The sequence below is a fragment of the Rhizobium sp. 21-4511-3d genome, assembly GCF_053522545.1.
On the sequence record NZ_JBNWCF010000015.1, the window covers coordinates 1 to 17,758 of the forward strand.

At 61.9% G+C, this 17,758-nt stretch carries 17 protein-coding genes and 1 pseudogene; 13 read left to right on the forward strand and 5 right to left on the reverse strand.

The window, feature by feature from the left end:
- Positions 1 to 295 precede the first annotated feature (295 nt).
- Both ACQZ5H_RS26465 and ACQZ5H_RS26470 read right to left on the reverse strand, forming a co-directional pair.
- Positions 296 to 1,369 carry a TraB/GumN family protein gene (locus ACQZ5H_RS26465; RefSeq protein WP_449099448.1) on the reverse strand — a complete coding sequence of 358 codons (1,074 nt, stop codon included), beginning with the start codon at positions 1,367 to 1,369 and terminating at the stop codon, positions 296 to 298.
- A gap of 87 nt (positions 1,370 to 1,456) precedes the next feature.
- Entirely contained in the window at positions 1,457 to 2,392 is a 936-nt protein-coding gene (locus ACQZ5H_RS26470; protein WP_449099449.1) for a tyrosine recombinase XerC, read from the reverse strand.
- A 144-nt stretch (positions 2,393 to 2,536) separates the two neighbouring features.
- On the opposite strand from ACQZ5H_RS26470, the gene ACQZ5H_RS26475 reads away from it, so the two are divergent.
- The 10 genes and pseudogenes from ACQZ5H_RS26475 (at position 2,537) to ACQZ5H_RS26520 (ending at position 12,790) form a co-directional block, all read left to right on the forward strand.
- Positions 2,537 to 3,481 (forward strand): GNAT family N-acetyltransferase, encoded by a 945-nt coding sequence (locus ACQZ5H_RS26475; protein WP_449099450.1) that lies wholly within the window; start codon positions 2,537 to 2,539, stop codon positions 3,479 to 3,481.
- A 25-nt stretch (positions 3,482 to 3,506) separates the two neighbouring features.
- Positions 3,507 to 4,656 (forward strand): annotated as a pseudogene (locus ACQZ5H_RS26480) (AAA family ATPase).
- A 48-nt stretch (positions 4,657 to 4,704) separates the two neighbouring features.
- The gene (locus ACQZ5H_RS26485) at positions 4,705 to 6,921 is read left to right on the forward strand and encodes a primosomal protein N' (RefSeq protein ID WP_449099451.1); all 2,217 of its coding nucleotides are present in this window, start codon (positions 4,705 to 4,707) and stop codon (positions 6,919 to 6,921) included.
- Between the two features lie 82 nt (positions 6,922 to 7,003).
- Complete coding sequence (locus ACQZ5H_RS26490; protein ID WP_112717952.1) at positions 7,004 to 7,393, forward strand: AGROH133_08824 family phage infection protein; 390 nt, start codon at positions 7,004 to 7,006, stop codon at positions 7,391 to 7,393.
- 254 nt (positions 7,394 to 7,647) lie between these two features.
- Positions 7,648 to 8,214: a F0F1 ATP synthase subunit delta gene (locus tag ACQZ5H_RS26495; protein WP_112717954.1), complete on the forward strand. Its 567-nt coding sequence runs from the start codon at positions 7,648 to 7,650 to the stop codon at positions 8,212 to 8,214.
- Positions 8,214 to 9,743, forward strand: a complete 1,530-nt coding sequence (gene atpA, locus ACQZ5H_RS26500) for a F0F1 ATP synthase subunit alpha (protein ID WP_130283317.1) — start codon at positions 8,214 to 8,216, stop codon at positions 9,741 to 9,743. The genes ACQZ5H_RS26495 and atpA overlap by 1 nt, the downstream gene beginning before the upstream one ends.
- Before the next feature lie 26 nt (positions 9,744 to 9,769).
- Positions 9,770 to 10,654 carry a F0F1 ATP synthase subunit gamma gene (locus tag ACQZ5H_RS26505; RefSeq protein ID WP_112717958.1) on the forward strand — a complete coding sequence of 295 codons (885 nt, stop codon included), beginning with the start codon at positions 9,770 to 9,772 and terminating at the stop codon, positions 10,652 to 10,654.
- Positions 10,655 to 10,677: 23 nt separating this feature from the next.
- Positions 10,678 to 12,150, forward strand: coding sequence for a F0F1 ATP synthase subunit beta (gene atpD / locus ACQZ5H_RS26510; RefSeq protein ID WP_112717960.1), 1,473 nt, complete (start codon positions 10,678 to 10,680; stop codon positions 12,148 to 12,150).
- Positions 12,150 to 12,383 carry a hypothetical protein gene (locus ACQZ5H_RS26515; RefSeq protein ID WP_112717962.1) on the forward strand — a complete coding sequence of 78 codons (234 nt, stop codon included), beginning with the start codon at positions 12,150 to 12,152 and terminating at the stop codon, positions 12,381 to 12,383. The genes atpD and ACQZ5H_RS26515 overlap by 1 nt, the downstream gene beginning before the upstream one ends.
- Positions 12,383 to 12,790, forward strand: coding sequence for a F0F1 ATP synthase subunit epsilon (locus ACQZ5H_RS26520; RefSeq protein ID WP_112717964.1), 408 nt, complete (start codon positions 12,383 to 12,385; stop codon positions 12,788 to 12,790). The genes ACQZ5H_RS26515 and ACQZ5H_RS26520 overlap by 1 nt, the downstream gene beginning before the upstream one ends.
- Before the next feature lie 145 nt (positions 12,791 to 12,935).
- On the opposite strand, the gene ACQZ5H_RS26525 is transcribed toward ACQZ5H_RS26520, so the two are convergent.
- Positions 12,936 to 13,499, reverse strand: a complete 564-nt coding sequence (locus ACQZ5H_RS26525) for an NADPH-dependent FMN reductase (RefSeq protein ID WP_449099452.1) — start codon at positions 13,497 to 13,499, stop codon at positions 12,936 to 12,938.
- Positions 13,500 to 13,571: 72 nt separating this feature from the next.
- On the opposite strand from ACQZ5H_RS26525, the gene soxR reads away from it, so the two are divergent.
- On the forward strand, positions 13,572 to 14,033 hold the full coding sequence (soxR, locus tag ACQZ5H_RS26530; RefSeq protein WP_449099453.1) for a redox-sensitive transcriptional activator SoxR: 462 nt from the start codon (positions 13,572 to 13,574) through the stop codon (positions 14,031 to 14,033).
- Here the strand turns inward: soxR and glpD are convergent.
- Both glpD and ACQZ5H_RS26540 read right to left on the reverse strand, forming a co-directional pair.
- Positions 14,030 to 15,553, reverse strand: coding sequence for a glycerol-3-phosphate dehydrogenase (gene glpD / locus ACQZ5H_RS26535; protein WP_449099454.1), 1,524 nt, complete (start codon positions 15,551 to 15,553; stop codon positions 14,030 to 14,032). The genes soxR and glpD overlap by 4 nt on opposite strands.
- Positions 15,554 to 15,650: 97 nt before the next feature.
- Entirely contained in the window at positions 15,651 to 16,433 is a 783-nt protein-coding gene (locus ACQZ5H_RS26540) for a DeoR/GlpR family DNA-binding transcription regulator (protein ID WP_112720146.1), read from the reverse strand.
- Positions 16,434 to 16,527: 94 nt separating this feature from the next.
- Between ACQZ5H_RS26540 and ACQZ5H_RS26545 the strand changes: the two genes are divergently transcribed.
- Positions 16,528 to 17,298, forward strand: a complete 771-nt coding sequence (locus tag ACQZ5H_RS26545) for an SDR family NAD(P)-dependent oxidoreductase (RefSeq protein WP_449099455.1) — start codon at positions 16,528 to 16,530, stop codon at positions 17,296 to 17,298.
- 102 nt (positions 17,299 to 17,400) lie between these two features.
- Positions 17,401 to 17,742 (forward strand): ArsR/SmtB family transcription factor, encoded by a 342-nt coding sequence (locus tag ACQZ5H_RS26550; RefSeq protein ID WP_112720148.1) that lies wholly within the window; start codon positions 17,401 to 17,403, stop codon positions 17,740 to 17,742.
- Positions 17,743 to 17,758 lie beyond the last annotated feature (16 nt).

Here is a 17,758-nt window from a genome sequence, read left to right on the forward strand (position 1 = left end):
TCCCGCGGGCTTGGTGTCCCAGAGGGGCCTCGGTCTCTCGCTCGCCACCGCGATAGGCATTACAGCCTCGATAGCGGATAAAGGGAAGTTACAAGGGGAAGTTGGCGCAAGAGGCATCCTCGACTTCCCTTCTCCCCAGCGGGGAGAAGGTGGCCCGGAGGGTCGGATGAGGGGGGGCGCGGGGTATGGCTGCGCGCGAGAGTCTTTTCGGCCCAAGGACTTGGGCCGGCTGGATTCCTGTGACGAGCACAGGAATGAGGGTGAGTTTGGGGTTTGAGGCCTGTAGCGTTCCGGCTCAGTTCACCGCAGTGACCGTAAAGCCCTGCTGACGCAGCAGCTCGATGACGCCCTTGTCGCCCGGCAGGTGCAGGGCGCCGACGGCCATGAAGACGTTGCCGGTGGCGAGGATTGGGGCGGCGCGGTCGGCCATGACCTTGTTGCGGTCGAGGATGATGCGCTGCTCGAAAGCGGCGTAGTCGCCGTCACCGCCTTCTTCGGGCGAGACGGTCTTCAGCATCGGGATGGTCATGCCGACATCGCCCGAGAGGTAGAGGTCGGTCATGGTCTCGACGACGTCGTTCATGTTCGGGCCGAGTTCCAGCGTTTCGATCAGCGACTTCAGATGAAATTCCATCGGCAGCTCGGCCATGGCCTGCAGCTGCTCGGCAAGGGTTTCCAGACCCTTGACCTGCTTGCCTTCCTTGATGGCGTCGGCAGCGATCTTCTGGTCCAGAAACTGGACGCCCTTGGCCTTGCGGGCGATCTCGCAGGCGGGGAGGGCGACGGCGCTGGCGATCATCCACGGGCGCATGCGCGAAACGGCGGCGAGCGGAATGCCGCGCTGCTTCAGGCCGGCGTCGAGGCGGGCGTAATCTTCCGGCGAAAGCAGCTTCTGGATCGTCGTGCCGTCGGTGAACATCGTCAGATCGGGACGGGCGAGCAGGGCGGCAGCAGCCTTCTTCTCATCGAGGATCTCGTCGGATTCGATGACGATCGTATCGGCGTTGTCGTGGGCCGTCTGGGCGTAGGCAGGCAGGTCCAGGACACGCGGGTCGGTGACATGCATGCTGCCGAGCAGCCAGGACGGCTTCAGGCCGGGCTTCTCGATTTTCCAGAAGATGCCTTTGCCGTTCGGCACGGCATCGGCTTCCTTGACGACTTCGGCATAGCGGGCGGGATCGGATTGCTTCAGCTCGGCCATCAGGTCCTTGCCGGAGCAGCTGTCGTCTGCAGCCGCAGCAGGCGTGACCGAGAAGAGGACGGCGAGCAGCGATGCGGCGAGCAGCATGTGGAAAGCTGCGATCAGCCAGAGCAGGATGTTGCCCGGCTGCGCAATCTCAAATCTGCGATGGCCGATGGAAATCGTCATGATTGGTTCCGCTCGCTATGCTTAATCAGATCCATGCTCTACGCCGCCTTCGCGCATATTCCTTTAAGGGAAAGCGTTAACGAATGATTACGCCCTTGGATGGGCACGATCGTAGACCTCGAGCAATCTTGCCGAATCGACGCCGGTATAGACCTGCGTGGTCGACAGGCTGGCGTGGCCGAGAAGCTCCTGAATGGTGCGAAGGTCGCCGCCGCCGGCCAAGAGATGCGTTGCGAACGAGTGGCGCAGCGCATGCGGCGTTGCCGTCTCCGGCAGGCCGAAGGCGCTGCGCATCTTCTGCATGGCGCGCTGGATGATCGCCGGCTGCAGCTTGCCGCCGCGGGCGCCGCGGAAGAGAGGTTCCGCTGCTTCAAGATGAAACGGGCAGAGTGCGCGGTATTTGCCGACGGCCTCGCTGACGATGGCGAGAAGCGGCACGAGGCGGGTCTTGTTGCCCTTACCGGTGATGCGTAGCGAGGTCGCGGCATCGTGGAAATCGCCAGGCGTCAGATCAAGCGCTTCGGAGATACGCAGCCCGCAGCCATAGAGGAGCGTCATCACGGCCGCATCGCGCGCCGCAATCCAGGGCTCATCATGCATCTGCGCATCGTCGCTGACGAGGGTGACGGCCTGCCTGTCGGAGAGTGGCTTCGGCAGCGATTTGGGCTGCTTCGGCGAGCGGACGGCGCTGGCGCCTGCGGCGTTCACCAATCCCTTCTTTTCGAGATAGCGCAGCAGCGAGCGCAGGCCGGCGAGATTGCGACCGAGCGAACGGGCGCCGGATCCCTCCTTGCGGCGGGCGGCGAGGAAGGCGCGGAAATCGGCGGGGCGGAGCGCCTCGATATCCTTCAGCGTCGTTGGGCCGCCGAGATGGCCGGTGAGGAAGGTCAGGAACTGGCGGCTGTCGCGCTCATAGGCGTCGAGCGTGTGCCCGGAAAGGCGGCGTTCGCTCTCCAGGCTCTGAAGCCAGGCGCTGCGCTCAGACATCAGGCGCGGATCGGCAATAATCAAAAGTTCGTTCACGGCTCGGGCCTTGATTTCGGGGCAATCGCCGCCAATTTTCACCGAGGGACGGTTATGGAATTGCTAATATCGGCCAAGCGCTTGTCATGCTTCGATCATAATAGGTTGCGATAGCTGGTTCCCGGAACGAGGCAGGACTCTTGTATGGCGCGGCGCCACTCCACGACGGCTTTCGGACAGCTCGCGGAAGCAATCGCCCTGGTTTCTCACGGCAACCCCGGCCATATCGTCGATACGCTGATTGCCGAGCGCGGACAGCGGATCGTCAACAACCCGCTCTGGCCGGTGATGCGGCCCTTCCTCTACACGCTCTTGCGCTACAACAAGGCGCTGCAATTCGCCAATGATGTGGCGAATATGCCGGGTTTCCAGTGCTTCGAATATATGAGCAATCTGCTGAAGCTGGATATCCAGGTGCGGCATGCGGAGCGCATTCCTGAAACGGGCGGCTTCATTCTGGTCAGCAACCATCCGACGGGGATCGCCGATGGCGTTGCCGTCTTCGATCTCCTGAAGACGCGCCGGCCGGATATGATGTTCTTTGCCAATCGCGATGCGGTTCGCGTCAATCCGCGTTTTGCGGAGATGGTCATCCCGGTCGAATGGCGGGAGGAATACAAGACCAAGCTCAAGACCCGCGAGACGCTGCAGCTGACCAACCATGCGGTGAAGGAAGGCAAGGCGACGATCCTTTTTCCATCCGGCCGTATCGCCTATTGGGCGAACGGCAGGCTCAACGAGCGGCCATGGAAGAGTTCGGCAGTCGGGCTAGCGCGCAAATACAATCTGCCGATCCTGCCGGTGCATATGACGGCACGCAATTCCGGGCTGTTCTACTGGTTTGCCAAGTGGTCGACAGAGCTTCGCGACATGACCGTTTTCCATGAGCTCCTCAACAAGCGCGGCGACCGGTTCGATTTTACGATCGGCGATCTCATTCCGGTCGAGCAGCTGGATGGCGATATCAACGATGTGACGAAGGCGCTGGAGCAGCACACGGTTTTCGGATTGGCCGCTGACGACAATGCCCGCTTCTCGCCGGTCGCCGGCGAGCCGCAACCTGAGCCGTTGCTCGCCCATTCTTTTTGACGCCGGTTTGCGTTAAAGCGGTCCCATGCGTCTTCGCTCGATGTTTGCCCAGAATTACCGCTCGCTGCGTTCGATCCGTATGGATCTGGCGGATACGACGCTGTTTCTCGGTGAGAACGGCGTCGGCAAATCCAACCTCTATCGCGCGCTGCAGCTGGTGCAGGCGGCTGTGCGTGGGCGGCTGGCGCATGAGCTGGCGGCGGAGGGCGGCATGCTCTCGGCGCTCTGGTCCGGCACGCGGCGCAAATCCGATGGACCGGCGCGGATCCGGCTTGAAGTCGAAATCCTTGATGAGGAGAGGGCGGTCACTTTCCGCTATCATGTCGAAGCGGGATTGCGGCCGCCAACGGCGGCTGCCGGTTTTGCACTGGAGCCGCAGGTTAAGGCAGAGGAGCTGGCGGTCGAGACCGGCCACCGGGCCGTGACGATGATGAAGCGGTTAGGCCCCGGCATTTTCGTGCGGGACGGCGACGGGCGGATGCAGGAGCATCCCGAGGAGGCGCTGACATCGGAGACGGCAATCGCGCTGCTCGGCGATGCCGGCAATTTCCCCGAGGTCGCGGCCTTCCGGCGCATCGTCAGCAACTGGCGATTCTTCCATGGTTTCCGCACCGACCGCGCCTCGCCGCTGCGCCATCCCTGCCTAGCCGTGACTGGTCCGATGCTGGATGAGGACGGAGCCAATCTGGCGGCGGTCTTTGCGACGCTCGTGCATACGCGGCAGGATACGGTTGAGCTCGATCGCATCTTGGGCTCCGCTCTCGGCGGCGCGCAGCTGGTCGTGCCAGAGCCCGGCGAGACGGCGGAGTTCGGGTTGAAGCTGCCGGATTTCCCGCATCGGATTTTCCATCCGCGGGAACTGTCGGACGGGCAGATCCGGTTTCTCGGCCTCGCCGCCGCACTCCTTTCCTACCGGCTGCCGCCGCTGATCGCGCTCAACGAGCCGGAAGCCAGCCTGCATCCGGATATGCTGGGGGCCGCTGGCCGATATGATCGCCGAGGCCTCTAAGACCAGCCAGGTGTGGATCGTCACGCATTCGGCGCAGCTCGCCGAAGCCGTCCGTGAACGCTGCGGCGTGCGTCCGCGCAAGGTGATCCGCGAGAACGGCGCAACCTGGATCGAGGGCATGCGGCTGACGGGCGTGATCTCGGGTGAAGAGGACGATGACGACTAGCATGCGGCGGGTTTCATTTTCACGCCGTAGCGGGCATGGTCTGGCGCGATGAGCACAGATTCGTCCGATCTCTTTGGCGCATTGTTCGAGACACCACCGGCAACCCGCACGGTCCCGGTGCTCGTACCCTTGCCCGCGCCGCGGCCCTATTCGTATGCGGTGCCCGAGGGCATGGCGGTCGAGCCTGGTTCGGTCGTGCAGGTGCCGCTTGGGCCGCGCCAGGTGATCGGCGTCGTCTGGGATGGTGGCGAGGATGGCGTCGATCCGAAGAAGCTGCGACCGATCAGCCATGTCTTCGATTGCCCGCCGCTGAACAAGGAAATGCGCGATTTCATCGACTGGGTATCGGCCTATACGCTCTCGCCTCCCGGCCTCGTGGCGCGCATGGCGCTCAGGGCTCCGAATGCTTTCGAGCCGGAGCCGATGGTGGAAGGCCTGCGCTTCATCGGCGGCGAACCGGAGCGGATGACGCCGGCGCGGGCCCGCGTGCTCGAGCGGGCCTCCGATGGCGTTTCCTGGACGCGGACGGGGCTTGCCCATGCCGCCGGGGTCTCGACCAGCGTCGTCGACGGCCTGATCAGCCAGGGGATTTTCGAAACGATCTTCCTGCCGCCGCCACCTGTCGTCGCAAAGCCGGATCCTGATTTTGCCGCCTCGCGATTGGCCGGCCCGCAGAAGGATGCGGCGGAGGATATTCTCGGCGAGGTGCGCAATGGCGCCTTCGCCGTATCGCTGATCGACGGTGTTACCGGTTCGGGCAAGACCGAGGTCTATTTCGAAGCGATCGCGGAGACGCTCAGGCGCGGCAAGCAGGTGCTGATCCTGCTGCCCGAGATCGCGCTGACGGCGAGTTTCCTCGAGCGTTTTCAGGATCGCTTTGGTGCCAAGCCTGCCGAATGGCATTCCGATCTGGCGCCGCGTATCCGCGAGAAGGTCTGGCGGCAGGCCGTTACCGGCGAGGTGCGTGTCGTCGCCGGTGCGCGTTCGGCGCTCTTCCTGCCGTTCGAAGATCTCGGCCTGATCATCGTCGATGAAGAGCATGACCCTGCCTACAAGCAGGAGGATCGCGTCTATTACAATGCCCGCGACATGGCCGTCGTGCGGGCGCGGATCGGTGATTTTCCGATCGTGCTGGTATCTGCAACGCCGTCGGTCGAGAGCCAGGTCAACGGCCAGAGCGGTCGCTATACGACGATCCATCTGCCGACGCGCTTTGGCGACGCGGCGCTGCCGGATCTGCATCTCGTCGATATGCGCCGTCATGCGCCGGAGCGCGGCGGCTTCCTGTCACCGGTACTGATCCGGGCGATCGGCAAGACGATCGAGAAGAAGGAGCAGGCGCTGCTCTTCCTCAACCGGCGTGGCTATGCGCCGCTGACGCTTTGCCGCGTCTGCGGGCATCGCTTCCAGTGCCCGCAATGTTCGAGCTGGCTGGTCGAGCATCGCTTCCGCAGTCAGCTGCAATGCCATCAGTGCGGCTATACGGAGCGGACGCCGGAAGCTTGCCCGGAATGCGGCACGCTCGATCATCTGGTCGCCTGCGGCCCCGGCGTCGAGCGAATCGCCGAAGAGGTCGAGCGGCATTTCCCGGATGCGCGTACCATCGTGCTGTCATCCGATATTACCGGCGGCGTGAAGCGGCTTCGCCTGGAGCTCGATGCGATCACCAAGGGTGAGGCCGATATCGTCATCGGCACGCAGCTTGTCGCCAAGGGACATAACTTTCCGTTGATGACGCTGGTCGGTATCGTGGACGCCGATCTCGGGCTGGCGAATGGCGATCCGCGCGCCGCGGAGCGCACCTTCCAGCTGCTCTCGCAGGTGACCGGCCGCGCCGGGCGAACCGGTCTGAAGAGCCATGGTCTATTGCAGACCTACCAGCCGCAGCATCCTGTGATGCAGGCGATCGTCTCAGGCGATGCCGGGGCCTTCTACGAGCGGGAGATTACCGAGCGCGAGCGGGCGATTTTGCCGCCCTTCGGCCGGCTGGCCTCGATCATCGTCTCGGCTGAGACCCGCCAGGACGCGGAAAGCCATGCGCGCGGCATTCGCAGTTCGGCGCCGCAGGTGTCGGGCATTTCGGTGCTGGGTCCGGCTGAAGCGCCGCTGGCGATCGTGCGCGGCCGCCACCGTTTCCGCCTGCTGGTCCACGGCCGGCGCAATTCCGATATGCAGGCGTTCCTGAAAACCATGCTGGCGCAAGCGCCGAAGGAGCGGGGTTCGGTTCAGGTTCAGCTCGACATCGATCCGCAGAGCTTCCTTTAAAAACAGCTGATCGTGGCCGTTTCCGGCAGCAGACAATCATGCCATAAGGTCAAAAAACATGGGCATGATTTGGGGCTGATTCATGGAGTTCTATTTTCCGGAAACCTTCGGCGAGCAGCTGGCATTCTGCTGCGCGGCATTCACGGCGGCTGCGGGCTTCGTCATCATGTTCGCGCCCGGTTACGCCATGAAGCTCTTCGGTCTCGCGCCGCGCGGCGAGCGGCGGGATGGTTATGCGGAGCAGCGCTCGGTCGGCGGCTTCTATCTCGGCTTCGGTCTGGCGGCGATCATGCTCGCCCAGGACTTCATCTACATGGCGCTCGGCGCCGCCTTCGCGATGGCATTTTTTGCCCGCGTCATCTCCCTTCTTTCTGATAAGGGGAGCACAATTATCAACTATTTACTTCTGGTTGTGCAGGCGGTTCTCGCAGCGGTTCCGCTGGCCTATTCTTTTGGGTTCTTTGCAACCTGAATTACAGGGCTGACGGGCGCCCGCTCGCCTGCTCGAATGCCATTTCACGATTTTGCCGACAGAAAATCATTCGAAAGGCATATTCGGGCATTACGCGTGTTGCGAGTCCCTGCGTCCTATGTTAGACGGACCCCGAATTTCGGAAGAAGCAAGAGGCTTCTCTTGCGATTTCTGGGGGAAATCAAAACGAATTCAAGAGCATAGGTCAGGCGCCCGCCGACGGCCGGATTCTTGAATTGAAATCAGGGAAATTTGTGCCCGTGGCAGACACGTCCCAGCTTACTTCTGGTGTTGCAGAACGATATGCGTCCTCGCTATTCGATCTGGCGCTCGAAGAAGGTGCCGTCGAGAGCGTCACCGCAGATCTCGACCGTTTCCAGGCGATGCTGGATGAGAGCGACGACCTCAAGCGTTTCGTCGCTAGCCCGGTATTCTCGGCTGACGATCAGCTGAAGGCTATTGTTGCCATCAGCGAAAAGGCCGGTATTTCCGGTTTCGTCGGCAACTTCCTGAAGGTCGTGGCGCGCAACCGCCGCCTGTTCGCCCTCCCGGGCATGATCAAGGCCTTCCGTGTCATCGCTGCCCGTCAGCGTGGCGAAATTTCTGCCGAGGTTACCTCGGCTCATGCGCTCACCGCAGCGCAGGAAACCGAATTGAAGGCGGCGCTGAAGGGCGTCACCGGCAAAGACGTGGCGATTGCCGTCACGGTTGATCCGTCAATTCTTGGTGGTCTGATCGTCAAGGTCGGGTCCCGTCAGATTGATACGTCGCTTCGCACCAAACTTTCTACTCTCAAGCTTGCATTGAAAGAGGTTGGCTGATGGATATCCGCGCCGCGGAAATTTCCGCAATTCTCAAAGATCAAATCAAAAACTTCGGCAAAGAGGCTGAGGTTTCGGAAGTCGGCCAGGTTCTTTCTGTCGGCGACGGTATTGCTCGCGTTTACGGTCTGGACAACGTTCAGGCCGGTGAAATGGTCGAGTTCCCGGGCGGCACCCGTGGTATGGCTCTGAACCTCGAATCCGACAACGTCGGCGTCGTTATCTTCGGTTCGGACCGCGACATCAAGGAAGGCGACACCGTCAAGCGTACGGGCGCCATCGTTGACGTTCCGGTTGGTCCGGAACTCCTCGGCCGCGTCGTTGACGCTCTCGGCAACCCGATCGACGGCAAGGGCCCGATCAATGCCAAGCAGCGCGCTCGCGTTGACGTCAAGGCTCCGGGTATCATCCCGCGCAAGTCGGTTCATGAGCCGATGTCGACCGGCCTCAAGGCTATCGACGCCCTCATCCCGGTTGGCCGCGGCCAGCGCGAGCTCGTCATCGGCGACCGCCAGACCGGCAAGACCGCGATCATTCTCGACGCGATCCTGAACCAGAAGGCCATTCACGACTCCGGTCCGGAAGGCGAAAAGCTGTTCTGCGTCTACGTCGCTGTCGGCCAGAAGCGTTCGACCGTTGCTCAGTTCGTCAAGGTTCTCGAAGAACGCGGCGCTCTGAAGTACTCGATCATCATCGCTGCCACGGCTTCCGATCCGGCTCCGATGCAGTTCCTCGCACCGTTTGCCGGTTGCGCCATGGGCGAATACTTCCGTGACAACGGCCAGCACGCTCTGATCGGTTACGACGACCTGTCCAAGCAGGCTGTTTCCTACCGTCAGATGTCGCTGCTGCTGCGCCGTCCGCCGGGCCGCGAAGCTTACCCGGGCGACGTTTTCTACCTGCACTCGCGTCTCCTCGAGCGCGCTGCAAAGATGAGCGACGAAAAGGGCGCCGGTTCGCTGACCGCTCTGCCGGTCATCGAAACGCAGGGCAACGACGTTTCGGCCTTCATTCCGACCAACGTGATCTCGATCACCGACGGCCAGATCTTCCTCGAAACCGACCTGTTCTACCAGGGTATCCGCCCGGCTGTTAACGTCGGTCTGTCGGTTTCGCGCGTCGGTTCTGCCGCGCAGATCAAGGCGATGAAGCAGGTTGCAGGCTCGATCAAGGGCGAACTCGCCCAGTACCGCGAAATGGCGGCATTCGCTCAGTTCGGCTCGGACCTCGACGCCGCAACCCAGCGCCTCCTGAACCGCGGTGCACGTCTGACCGAACTCCTGAAGCAGCCGCAGTTCTCGCCGCTGAAGACGGAAGAACAGGTCGCTGTGATCTTCGCAGGCGTCAACGGCTACCTCGACAAGCTGCCGGTTGCATCGGTCGGCAAGTTCGAACAGGCTCTGCTCTCCTACCTCCGCTCGGAAGGCAAGGCGATCCTCGACACGATCCGCACGGAAAAGGCTATCAGCGACGATACGAAGGGCAAGCTCACCGCTGCTCTCGAAACGTTCTCCAAGTCTTTTGCCTGATCGGACCCAGTTAGGACGGATAACGGATGCCTTCACTTAAGGATCTGAAAAACCGGATCGCCTCCGTCAAGGCGACGCAGAAGATTACCAAGGCGATGAAAATGGTCGCCGCGGCTAAGCTTCGGCGTGCGCAGGAGGCGGCCGAGGCCGCCCGGCCTTACTCGGAACGCATGGCGGCTGTTCTTTCGAACATCGCCAACGCGGTTACCGATGCCGACGGCGCACCGCTGCTCATGACCGGTACCGGCAAGGATCAGGTTCACCTGCTCGTTGTCTGCACCGCAGAACGCGGCCTTTGCGGCGGCTTCAACTCGCAGATCTCGCGCTTTGCCCGTGATCATGCGCGCAAGCTGATCGCCGAAGGCAAGACCGTGAAGATCTTCACGGTCGGCAAGAAGGGCTTTGACAGCCTGCGCCGCGAATTCGCATCGCTGATCGTCGAGCGCAAGGAATTGCGCGAGGTCAAGCGCGTCGGATTCGATAACGCGGACCAGATCGGCAAGCGCATCATCGAGATGTTCGAAGCCGGCGAGTTCGACGTTTGCACGCTGTTCTATTCCGAGTTCAAGTCGGTCATCAGCCAGATCCCGACGGCCCAGCAGATCATCCCGGCACAGGCGCCTGAAGGCGTTGTCGAAGATGCTGCCCATGCCGGCGCGGTCTATGAATATGAGCCGGATCCGGCTGCGATCCTTGAGGATCTGATCCCGCGCAACATCTCTGTCCAGATCTTCCGTGCACTGCTTGAAAACGCAGCCGGTGAAATGGGCGCCAAGATGAGCGCGATGGACAACGCGACGCGTAACGCAGGTGAGATGATCAACAAGCTGACGCTCAACTACAACCGTCAGCGTCAGGCGCAGATCACCAAGGAACTGATTGAAATCATTTCGGGCGCGGAAGCGCTCTGAGGTTAGAGAAAGAGGGTATTAAAATGGCTAGGGCAGCTACCCCGAAGGCGGCAGCGAAGACCGCCGCTAAGAAGACCGCCACAGGCTCTGTCGGCAAGGTCACACAGGTTATCGGCGCCGTCGTCGACGTTGCTTTCGAAGGCGAACTGCCGGCGATTTTGAACGCGCTCGAAACCACGAACATGGGCAACCGCCTTGTTCTCGAAGTCGCGCAGCACCTCGGCGAAAACTCCGTTCGCACGATCGCCATGGACTCGACCGAAGGTCTGGTTCGCGGTCAGGAAGTCACCGACACCGGCGCACCGATCTCGGTTCCGGTTGGCGACGAAACGCTCGGCCGTATCATGAACGTCATCGGCGAGCCGGTTGACGAAGCAGGTCCGCTGGTTACCGCTTCCAAGCGCGCCATCCACCAGGACGCTCCGGCTTACGTCGAGCAGTCCACGGAAGCGCAGATCCTCGTCACCGGCATCAAGGTCGTCGACCTTCTCGCTCCTTACGCAAAGGGCGGCAAGATCGGCCTGTTCGGCGGCGCAGGCGTCGGCAAGACCGTTCTCATCATGGAACTGATCAACAACGTCGCCAAGGCGCACGGTGGTTACTCGGTCTTCGCAGGCGTGGGTGAACGTACGCGCGAAGGCAACGACCTTTACCACGAAATGATCGAGTCCGGCGTTAACAAGCACGGCGGTGGCGAAGGCTCCAAGGCTGCGCTGGTTTACGGCCAGATGAACGAACCGCCGGGCGCACGTGCTCGTGTTGCTCTGACCGGCCTGACGGTTGCAGAACACTTCCGCGACCAGGGCCAGGACGTTCTGTTCTTCGTCGACAACATCTTCCGCTTCACGCAGGCTGGCTCGGAAGTGTCGGCTCTGCTCGGCCGTATTCCTTCGGCCGTTGGTTATCAGCCGACGCTCGCAACCGACATGGGTCAGATGCAGGAACGCATCACCACGACCACGACCGGTTCGATCACCTCGGTTCAGGCCATTTACGTCCCCGCCGACGACTTGACCGACCCGGCGCCGGCAACTTCGTTCGCCCACCTGGACGCAACGACCGTTCTGTCGCGTTCGATCGCTGAAAAGGGTATCTACCCGGCCGTTGACCCGCTCGACTCCACGTCGCGCATGCTCGACCCGATGGTTGTCGGCGAAGAGCACTACGAAGTGGCTCGTAAGGTTCAGTCGACGCTGCAGCGCTACAAGGCCCTGCAGGACATCATCGCCATCCTGGGTATGGACGAACTGTCTGAAGAAGACCGTCTGGCCGTTGCCCGCGCCCGCAAGATCGAGCGCTTCCTGTCCCAGCCGTTCTTCGTCGCCGAAGTCTTCACCGGTTCGCCGGGCAAGCTCGTTGCGCTCGAAGACACGATCAAGGGCTTCAAGGGCCTGGTCAACGGCGAATACGACCACCTGCCGGAAGCAGCCTTCTACATGGTCGGCTCGATGGAAGAAGCCATCGAAAAGGCCAAGAAGCTCTCCGCAGCTGCTTGATGAGCGACGCTCATGACGAGATCTTCTGCTGCGACTCCCTTCGGGAAGTCGTGGCAGATCTTCCGGCGCCTGCAGCCCCGACCGTCTATAGGGCGGATAACGGCCAGCTGATGATGGTGGTGGGACTGGTCCAGACCGAAGAGGGTCTCGGCTATCTCGATCAGGCGATACAGCACTGCCCGTTCTGCGGGACCAAACTGCAAGATGCAAAGGCCGAGAAGGTAAGTCACTGATGGCTGACAATTTCAATTTTGAACTCGTATCTCCGGAGCGTCTGCTTCTGTCGGAGATGGTGACGGAAGTTGTCATTCCGGCCACCGAGGGCGAGATGACGGTCATGGCCCACCATGCGCCGACGATGACGACCATCAAGCCCGGCATCGTCAGCGTTCGTTCGGCCTCCGGCAGCAAGCAGGACTACGTCGTGTTCGGCGGTTTCGCCGATATCCTGCCGACCGGCTGCACGCTGCTTGCCGAGTCTGCTGTTCCGGTTGAGGAAATCAACAAGGACGAGCTGACCCGCCGCATCGAAGCTGCGCAGAAGGACCTCGAGGATGCCGAGCATCACGAGCACAAGTCCAAGCTTGAGCAGTTCATCCTCGAACTCACGCATCTGCGTGGCGTCGTCGAGCAGGATTGATCGGGACTTTTCCCAAACGATCGAAAGCGGCCTTCAGGGCCGCTTTTTTGTTTTCAGGCTACCGGATCGATCAGCGCACCCGGGCGGTGGCCTTGCCCGGGTGCGCATCGCAGCCGCGTACCTGCCAGAGCCGCGGCCGTGATCTCTAGGCCGCCGCCTGATAGGGCTGCTCGTTGCGGGCGGCGCGAAGGGCGCGCGCCCACCATTGCAGCCTGCCCATCATCCGACTGAGATGCCGCAGCGCCTCTTCCGGGCGGTCGAAGTGCCCGTCCTTGTCGAGCCGGTCCCAGGGGGAGACGATGCTGACCGTATCGCGGATCGCGACTGCGTGGAGCTCGGCGAAGACCAGGCGCAGATGTTCGACGGCGCGCAGGCCGCCTGAAATGCCGCCATAGGCGACGAAGGCGATCGGCTTGACGTGCCAGGGCTCGTAGAAGGCGTCGATGAAGAATTTCAGCGAGGCGGGAAAGCTGTGATTGTATTCCGGCGTGACGATGATGAAGGCGTCGGCGCGCTGCAGCCTCGCGGCGATCTCGCCGGTTTCGCCGCCGCTATTGGGGACCAGGCCGAAATCGAGCGGGTCGATGATGTCCAGTTCGATCAGCGGGTAGTGGCCGAGCTGGCTGACGAGCCATTTGACGATGCGGTCGCACATGCGGCCGGGCCGCGTGCTGCCGTAGATAACGGCCAATCTGATCGTGGTCTGCATGCATTGCTCCTTCTTTACGATCATCGGGAGCTCGGGTTATAAAACCTCAACTAATATTGAGGTCAACAGTTCATGCAGAAAAATTCGGATGGCATGATGAGCCGGCTGCTCAGCGTCGGCGAGGTGGCGGCGCGCAGCGGTCTTGCGGTGTCGGCGCTGCATTTCTACGAGAGCAAGGGGTTGATCGCGAGCATTCGTTCGCGCGGCAACCAGCGCCGTTATGGCCGCGATGTGCTGCGCCGTCTCGGGATCATCAAGGTGGCGCAGCGGGTTGGAATTCCGCTTGCCGAGATCGAGGCGGCCTTCGCGACCCTGCCGCAGGGCCGCACGCCGACGGTCTCCGACTGGCAGACGTTGTCGCAGCTCTGGAAGAACGATCTGGACGACCGCATCAAGCGGCTGACACTGTTGCGCGACCACCTGACGGGATGCATCGGCTGCGGCTGCCTGTCGATCGAAAGCTGTCCGCTGCGCAACCCGCATGACAGGCTGGGCAGCGAGGGTACCGGTGCGCGGTTGCTCGAAGATATCTAGGCGGCGATGCGCTCGGCTTGCAGGAAGCTCTCCAGAGCCGCTGCCTCGTCCTTGCTGAGGTAGAGACCCTTCTTGCTCCGCCTCCAGAGGACATCCTCTGCGGTGAAGGCCCATTCATGCTGCATGAGATAGCGCACTTCGGCCTCGTAGAGATCCGACCCGAAATGCCGCCCGAGATCGGCGGTCGAAGCCGCCTTGCCGAGCAGGATCTTTGCCTTGGTGCCGTAGCGGCGCGTCAGCCGCCGTGCATGCGACGGTGCCAGAAACGGATAGGCCGCCTGCAGCCTGGCCACCTCGGCCTCGAAGCCCTGCGCCGGAAAGTCGCCGCCCGGCAGATGGCTCTTCGCCGTCCAGGGGCTACCCTTGACACCGATCGCCTCGCCGATCTTCTCCAGTGCATGTTCCGACAGGCGCCGGTAGGTGGTGAGCTTGCCGCCGAAGACATTGAGAAGCGGCGCCGCATTCGCCTCGCTGCCGTCTTTGCCTTCAAGCTTCAGCACGTAATCGCGCGTCGCCTCCTGCGCCTTCGAGGCACCGTCGTCGAAGAGCGGGCGGACCGCAGAATAGGTCCAGACGATATCTTCGGGCCGAACCGGTTCCTTGAAATACTCGCTGGCCGCCTTGCAGAGGTAATCGGTCTCTTCCGCCGATATCCTGACATCCTTGGGATCGCCGCCATAATCCCGGTCGGTGGTGCCGATCAGGGTGAAGTCATCCTCATAGGGAATGGCGAAGATGATGCGGTTGTCGGGGTTCTGGAAGAAATAGGCCTTGGGACCGTCGAACTTCTTCCTGACGATGATGTGGCTGCCCTGCACGAGGCGGACATGGCGGGCCTCGTTCTGGCCGAAGGCGGCACGGATGACGTGATCGACCCAGGGACCGGCGGCATTGACCAGCATGCGGGCCTGATGCGTCTCGCTGCGGCCCGACAGCGTATCCACCGTCTCGACGACCCACAGGCCGTTCTCGCGCCGCGCCGACACCACTTTCGTGCGCGGCATGATCAGTGCGCCCTTGTCGGCGGCATCCCTGGCGTTCAGCACCACCATGCGGGCATCGTCGACCCAGCCATCGGAATATTCGAAGGCTTTCGTAAACAGCGCCTTCAGCGGCTTTGCGGCCGGATCGCGGCGCATGTCGAGCACTGATGTCGGCGGCAAGAGCTTGCGGCCGCCGAGGTGATCGTAGAGGAACAGCCCCAGCCGGATCAGCCAGGCCGGGCGGATGCCGCCCTTGTGATAGGGCAGGACGAAGCGCATCGGCCAGATGATATGCGGCGCCATCGCCCAGAGCACTTCGCGCTCCATCAGCGATTCACGCACGAGGCGGAACTCGTAATGTTCGAGATAGCGCAGCCCGCCATGGATCAGCTTGGTGGCGCCCGACGAGGTGCCGGAGGCGAAGTCGTTCATCTCCGCCAGCGCCACCGAATAGCCGCGCCCCGCCGCATCACGCGCGATCCCGCAGCCGTTGATGCCTCCGCCGATCACGAATAGGTCGAAAGTCTGGCTGCCCACGCGGTTCTCCAACGATTTAGTGCTTAAAATGAAATCCGTTAAGCGCTAAAACGAAAGAAAACGAATGTCAAACGAACCTTTTGCGACAGCGAAAGATTTAATCTTTGGTGCTGCCCGCCCGGTTGGTCTCCACCAGATTGATGCCGCCCTCGGAACAGATGCGGCGGAGCGAATCCAGCGTGCATTCGTCGGTGACAAAGGTATGGACCTGCGACAGGTGGCCGATGCGAACGGGCGCCGTGCGCTCGAACTTGGTGGAATCGGCGACGAGGACGACATGGCGGGCATTGGCCATGATCGCCTGCGCGACCTTCACTTCGCGGTAATCGAAATCGAGAAGCGCGCCATCGGGATCGATCGCCGAGGCACCGATCACCGCATAGTCGACTTTGAACTGGCGGATGAAATCGACGGCGGCTTCGCCGACGATGCCGCCGTCCGAGTGGCGTACAACGCCGCCGGCGATCACCACCTCGATCGACGGGAATAGTCGCAAGCGGCTGGCGACATTGATGTTATTGGTGATGACCATCAATTCGTGATGCTCGATCAGGGCTTCGCCGACTGCTTCCGTCGTCGTGCCGATATTGATGAACAGGGAAGCATTGTTCGGGATCAGCGCGGCCGAGGCACGGCCGATCGCCGTCTTCTCGTTGGCCGCGATCGAGCGGCGCGCTTCGTATTTGACGTTCTCGGTACCGCCAGGGAAAATCGCCCCGCCATGGATGCGCGTCAGTACCCGGCTGTCGCAGAGGTCGTTGAGGTCCTTGCGGATGGTCTGCGGGGTGACCGAGAAGCGGGCCGCCAGGTCTTCCACCAGCACGCGGCCCTCTGACTTTGCGATGTCGAGGATCTCGGTCTGCCGTCCGGACAGAAACATGCTGCGCCTCCCTTTCTTTCGTTTCTTGCGATCATATGTTAAAGCGAAAATTGCGCAATCGGCGACTGCCAGCCGGAGTGGGGAGGGCCTCAGCGTGTTTCATCCAAAGCTTTTCGAAAACCGCAATGTCGTCGTCACGGGTGCCGGGCGCGGCATCGGCCTTGAGGTCGCACGCCAGTTTCTCGATTGCGGCGCACGCGTCGCCGTTCATACCGGCCGCAGCACGAGCCGCGACCTTCCGGACTTCCTGCTGACGGCCGAAGCCGACCGCCGCGCCGTGCTGATTTCAGGCGATTTCAGCGAGCCGGGCGGCACCGCCACTTTCGCCTGGAAGGTGCTGGATGCCTTCGGCACCATTCATGTGCTGATCAATAACGCCGGGACGATGGTCGGCCGGTTTCCGGCGGGTGAACTGACGGATCAGGATTATGAGGCGGTTACCCGGCTCAACCAGACCTCCGTCGTCGAGGTGACGCGCGCGCTGCTGCCGGCGTTGCGGGCCGCCAAGGGTGCGGCGATCGTCAACACCGTATCGATATCGGCGCTGACCGGCGGCAGTCCGGGATCGGCGATCTATTCGGCCTCGAAAGCCTTCGTTTCCACCTATTCGAAGGCGCTGGCGCGCGAGCTTGCCCCTGACATGATCCGGGTCAATTGCGTTTCGCCGGGTACGATCGAAACCGACTTCCATGAGCGCTATTCGTCGCGCGAAAAGCTTGAGGCGACACGCAAGACCATACCCTTGCAACGGCTCGGAACCTCCGAGGATTGCGCCCCCGCCTACCTGTTTCTGGCCGCGCCTTCCTTAGCGGGCTACATCACCGGGCAAGTTCTGGAGATCAATGGCGGCCAGCTTATCTGCTGATTTACTTGGACTATTTTTGGTATTTTAGTAAAATTGCGCAGTATATCGGTCTGAATATGGTATCGCTTGGGCCCGTCCCAACCCGTCCATCAGAGAATCCGAATGCGCTTGCCTACAACTGCGCCGGGAACAGCCGGTCAGGAACTGCAGAAGCTTGCCGAAAAAGCTCACGAAGCGAGCAGCCTCCTGAAGGCAATGGCACATCAGACGCGCCTTCTTATTCTCTGCATTCTCGCCGAGCAGGAAAAGACCGTCAGCGAGATCGAGGAACTGCTCGGTGTGCAGCAGGCCATGGTATCGCAGCAGCTGGCGCGGCTGCGCATGGAAGGACTGGTCAATACCCGTCGCGAAGGGCGTCTCGTCTATTACAGCCTTGGCAATGACAGCGTCGCATCCTTCCTGGATTCGCTTTTCGCCATGTTTCCGGCGCCCGCTGCCCGTTGAGGCAGGTCTTGCTAAG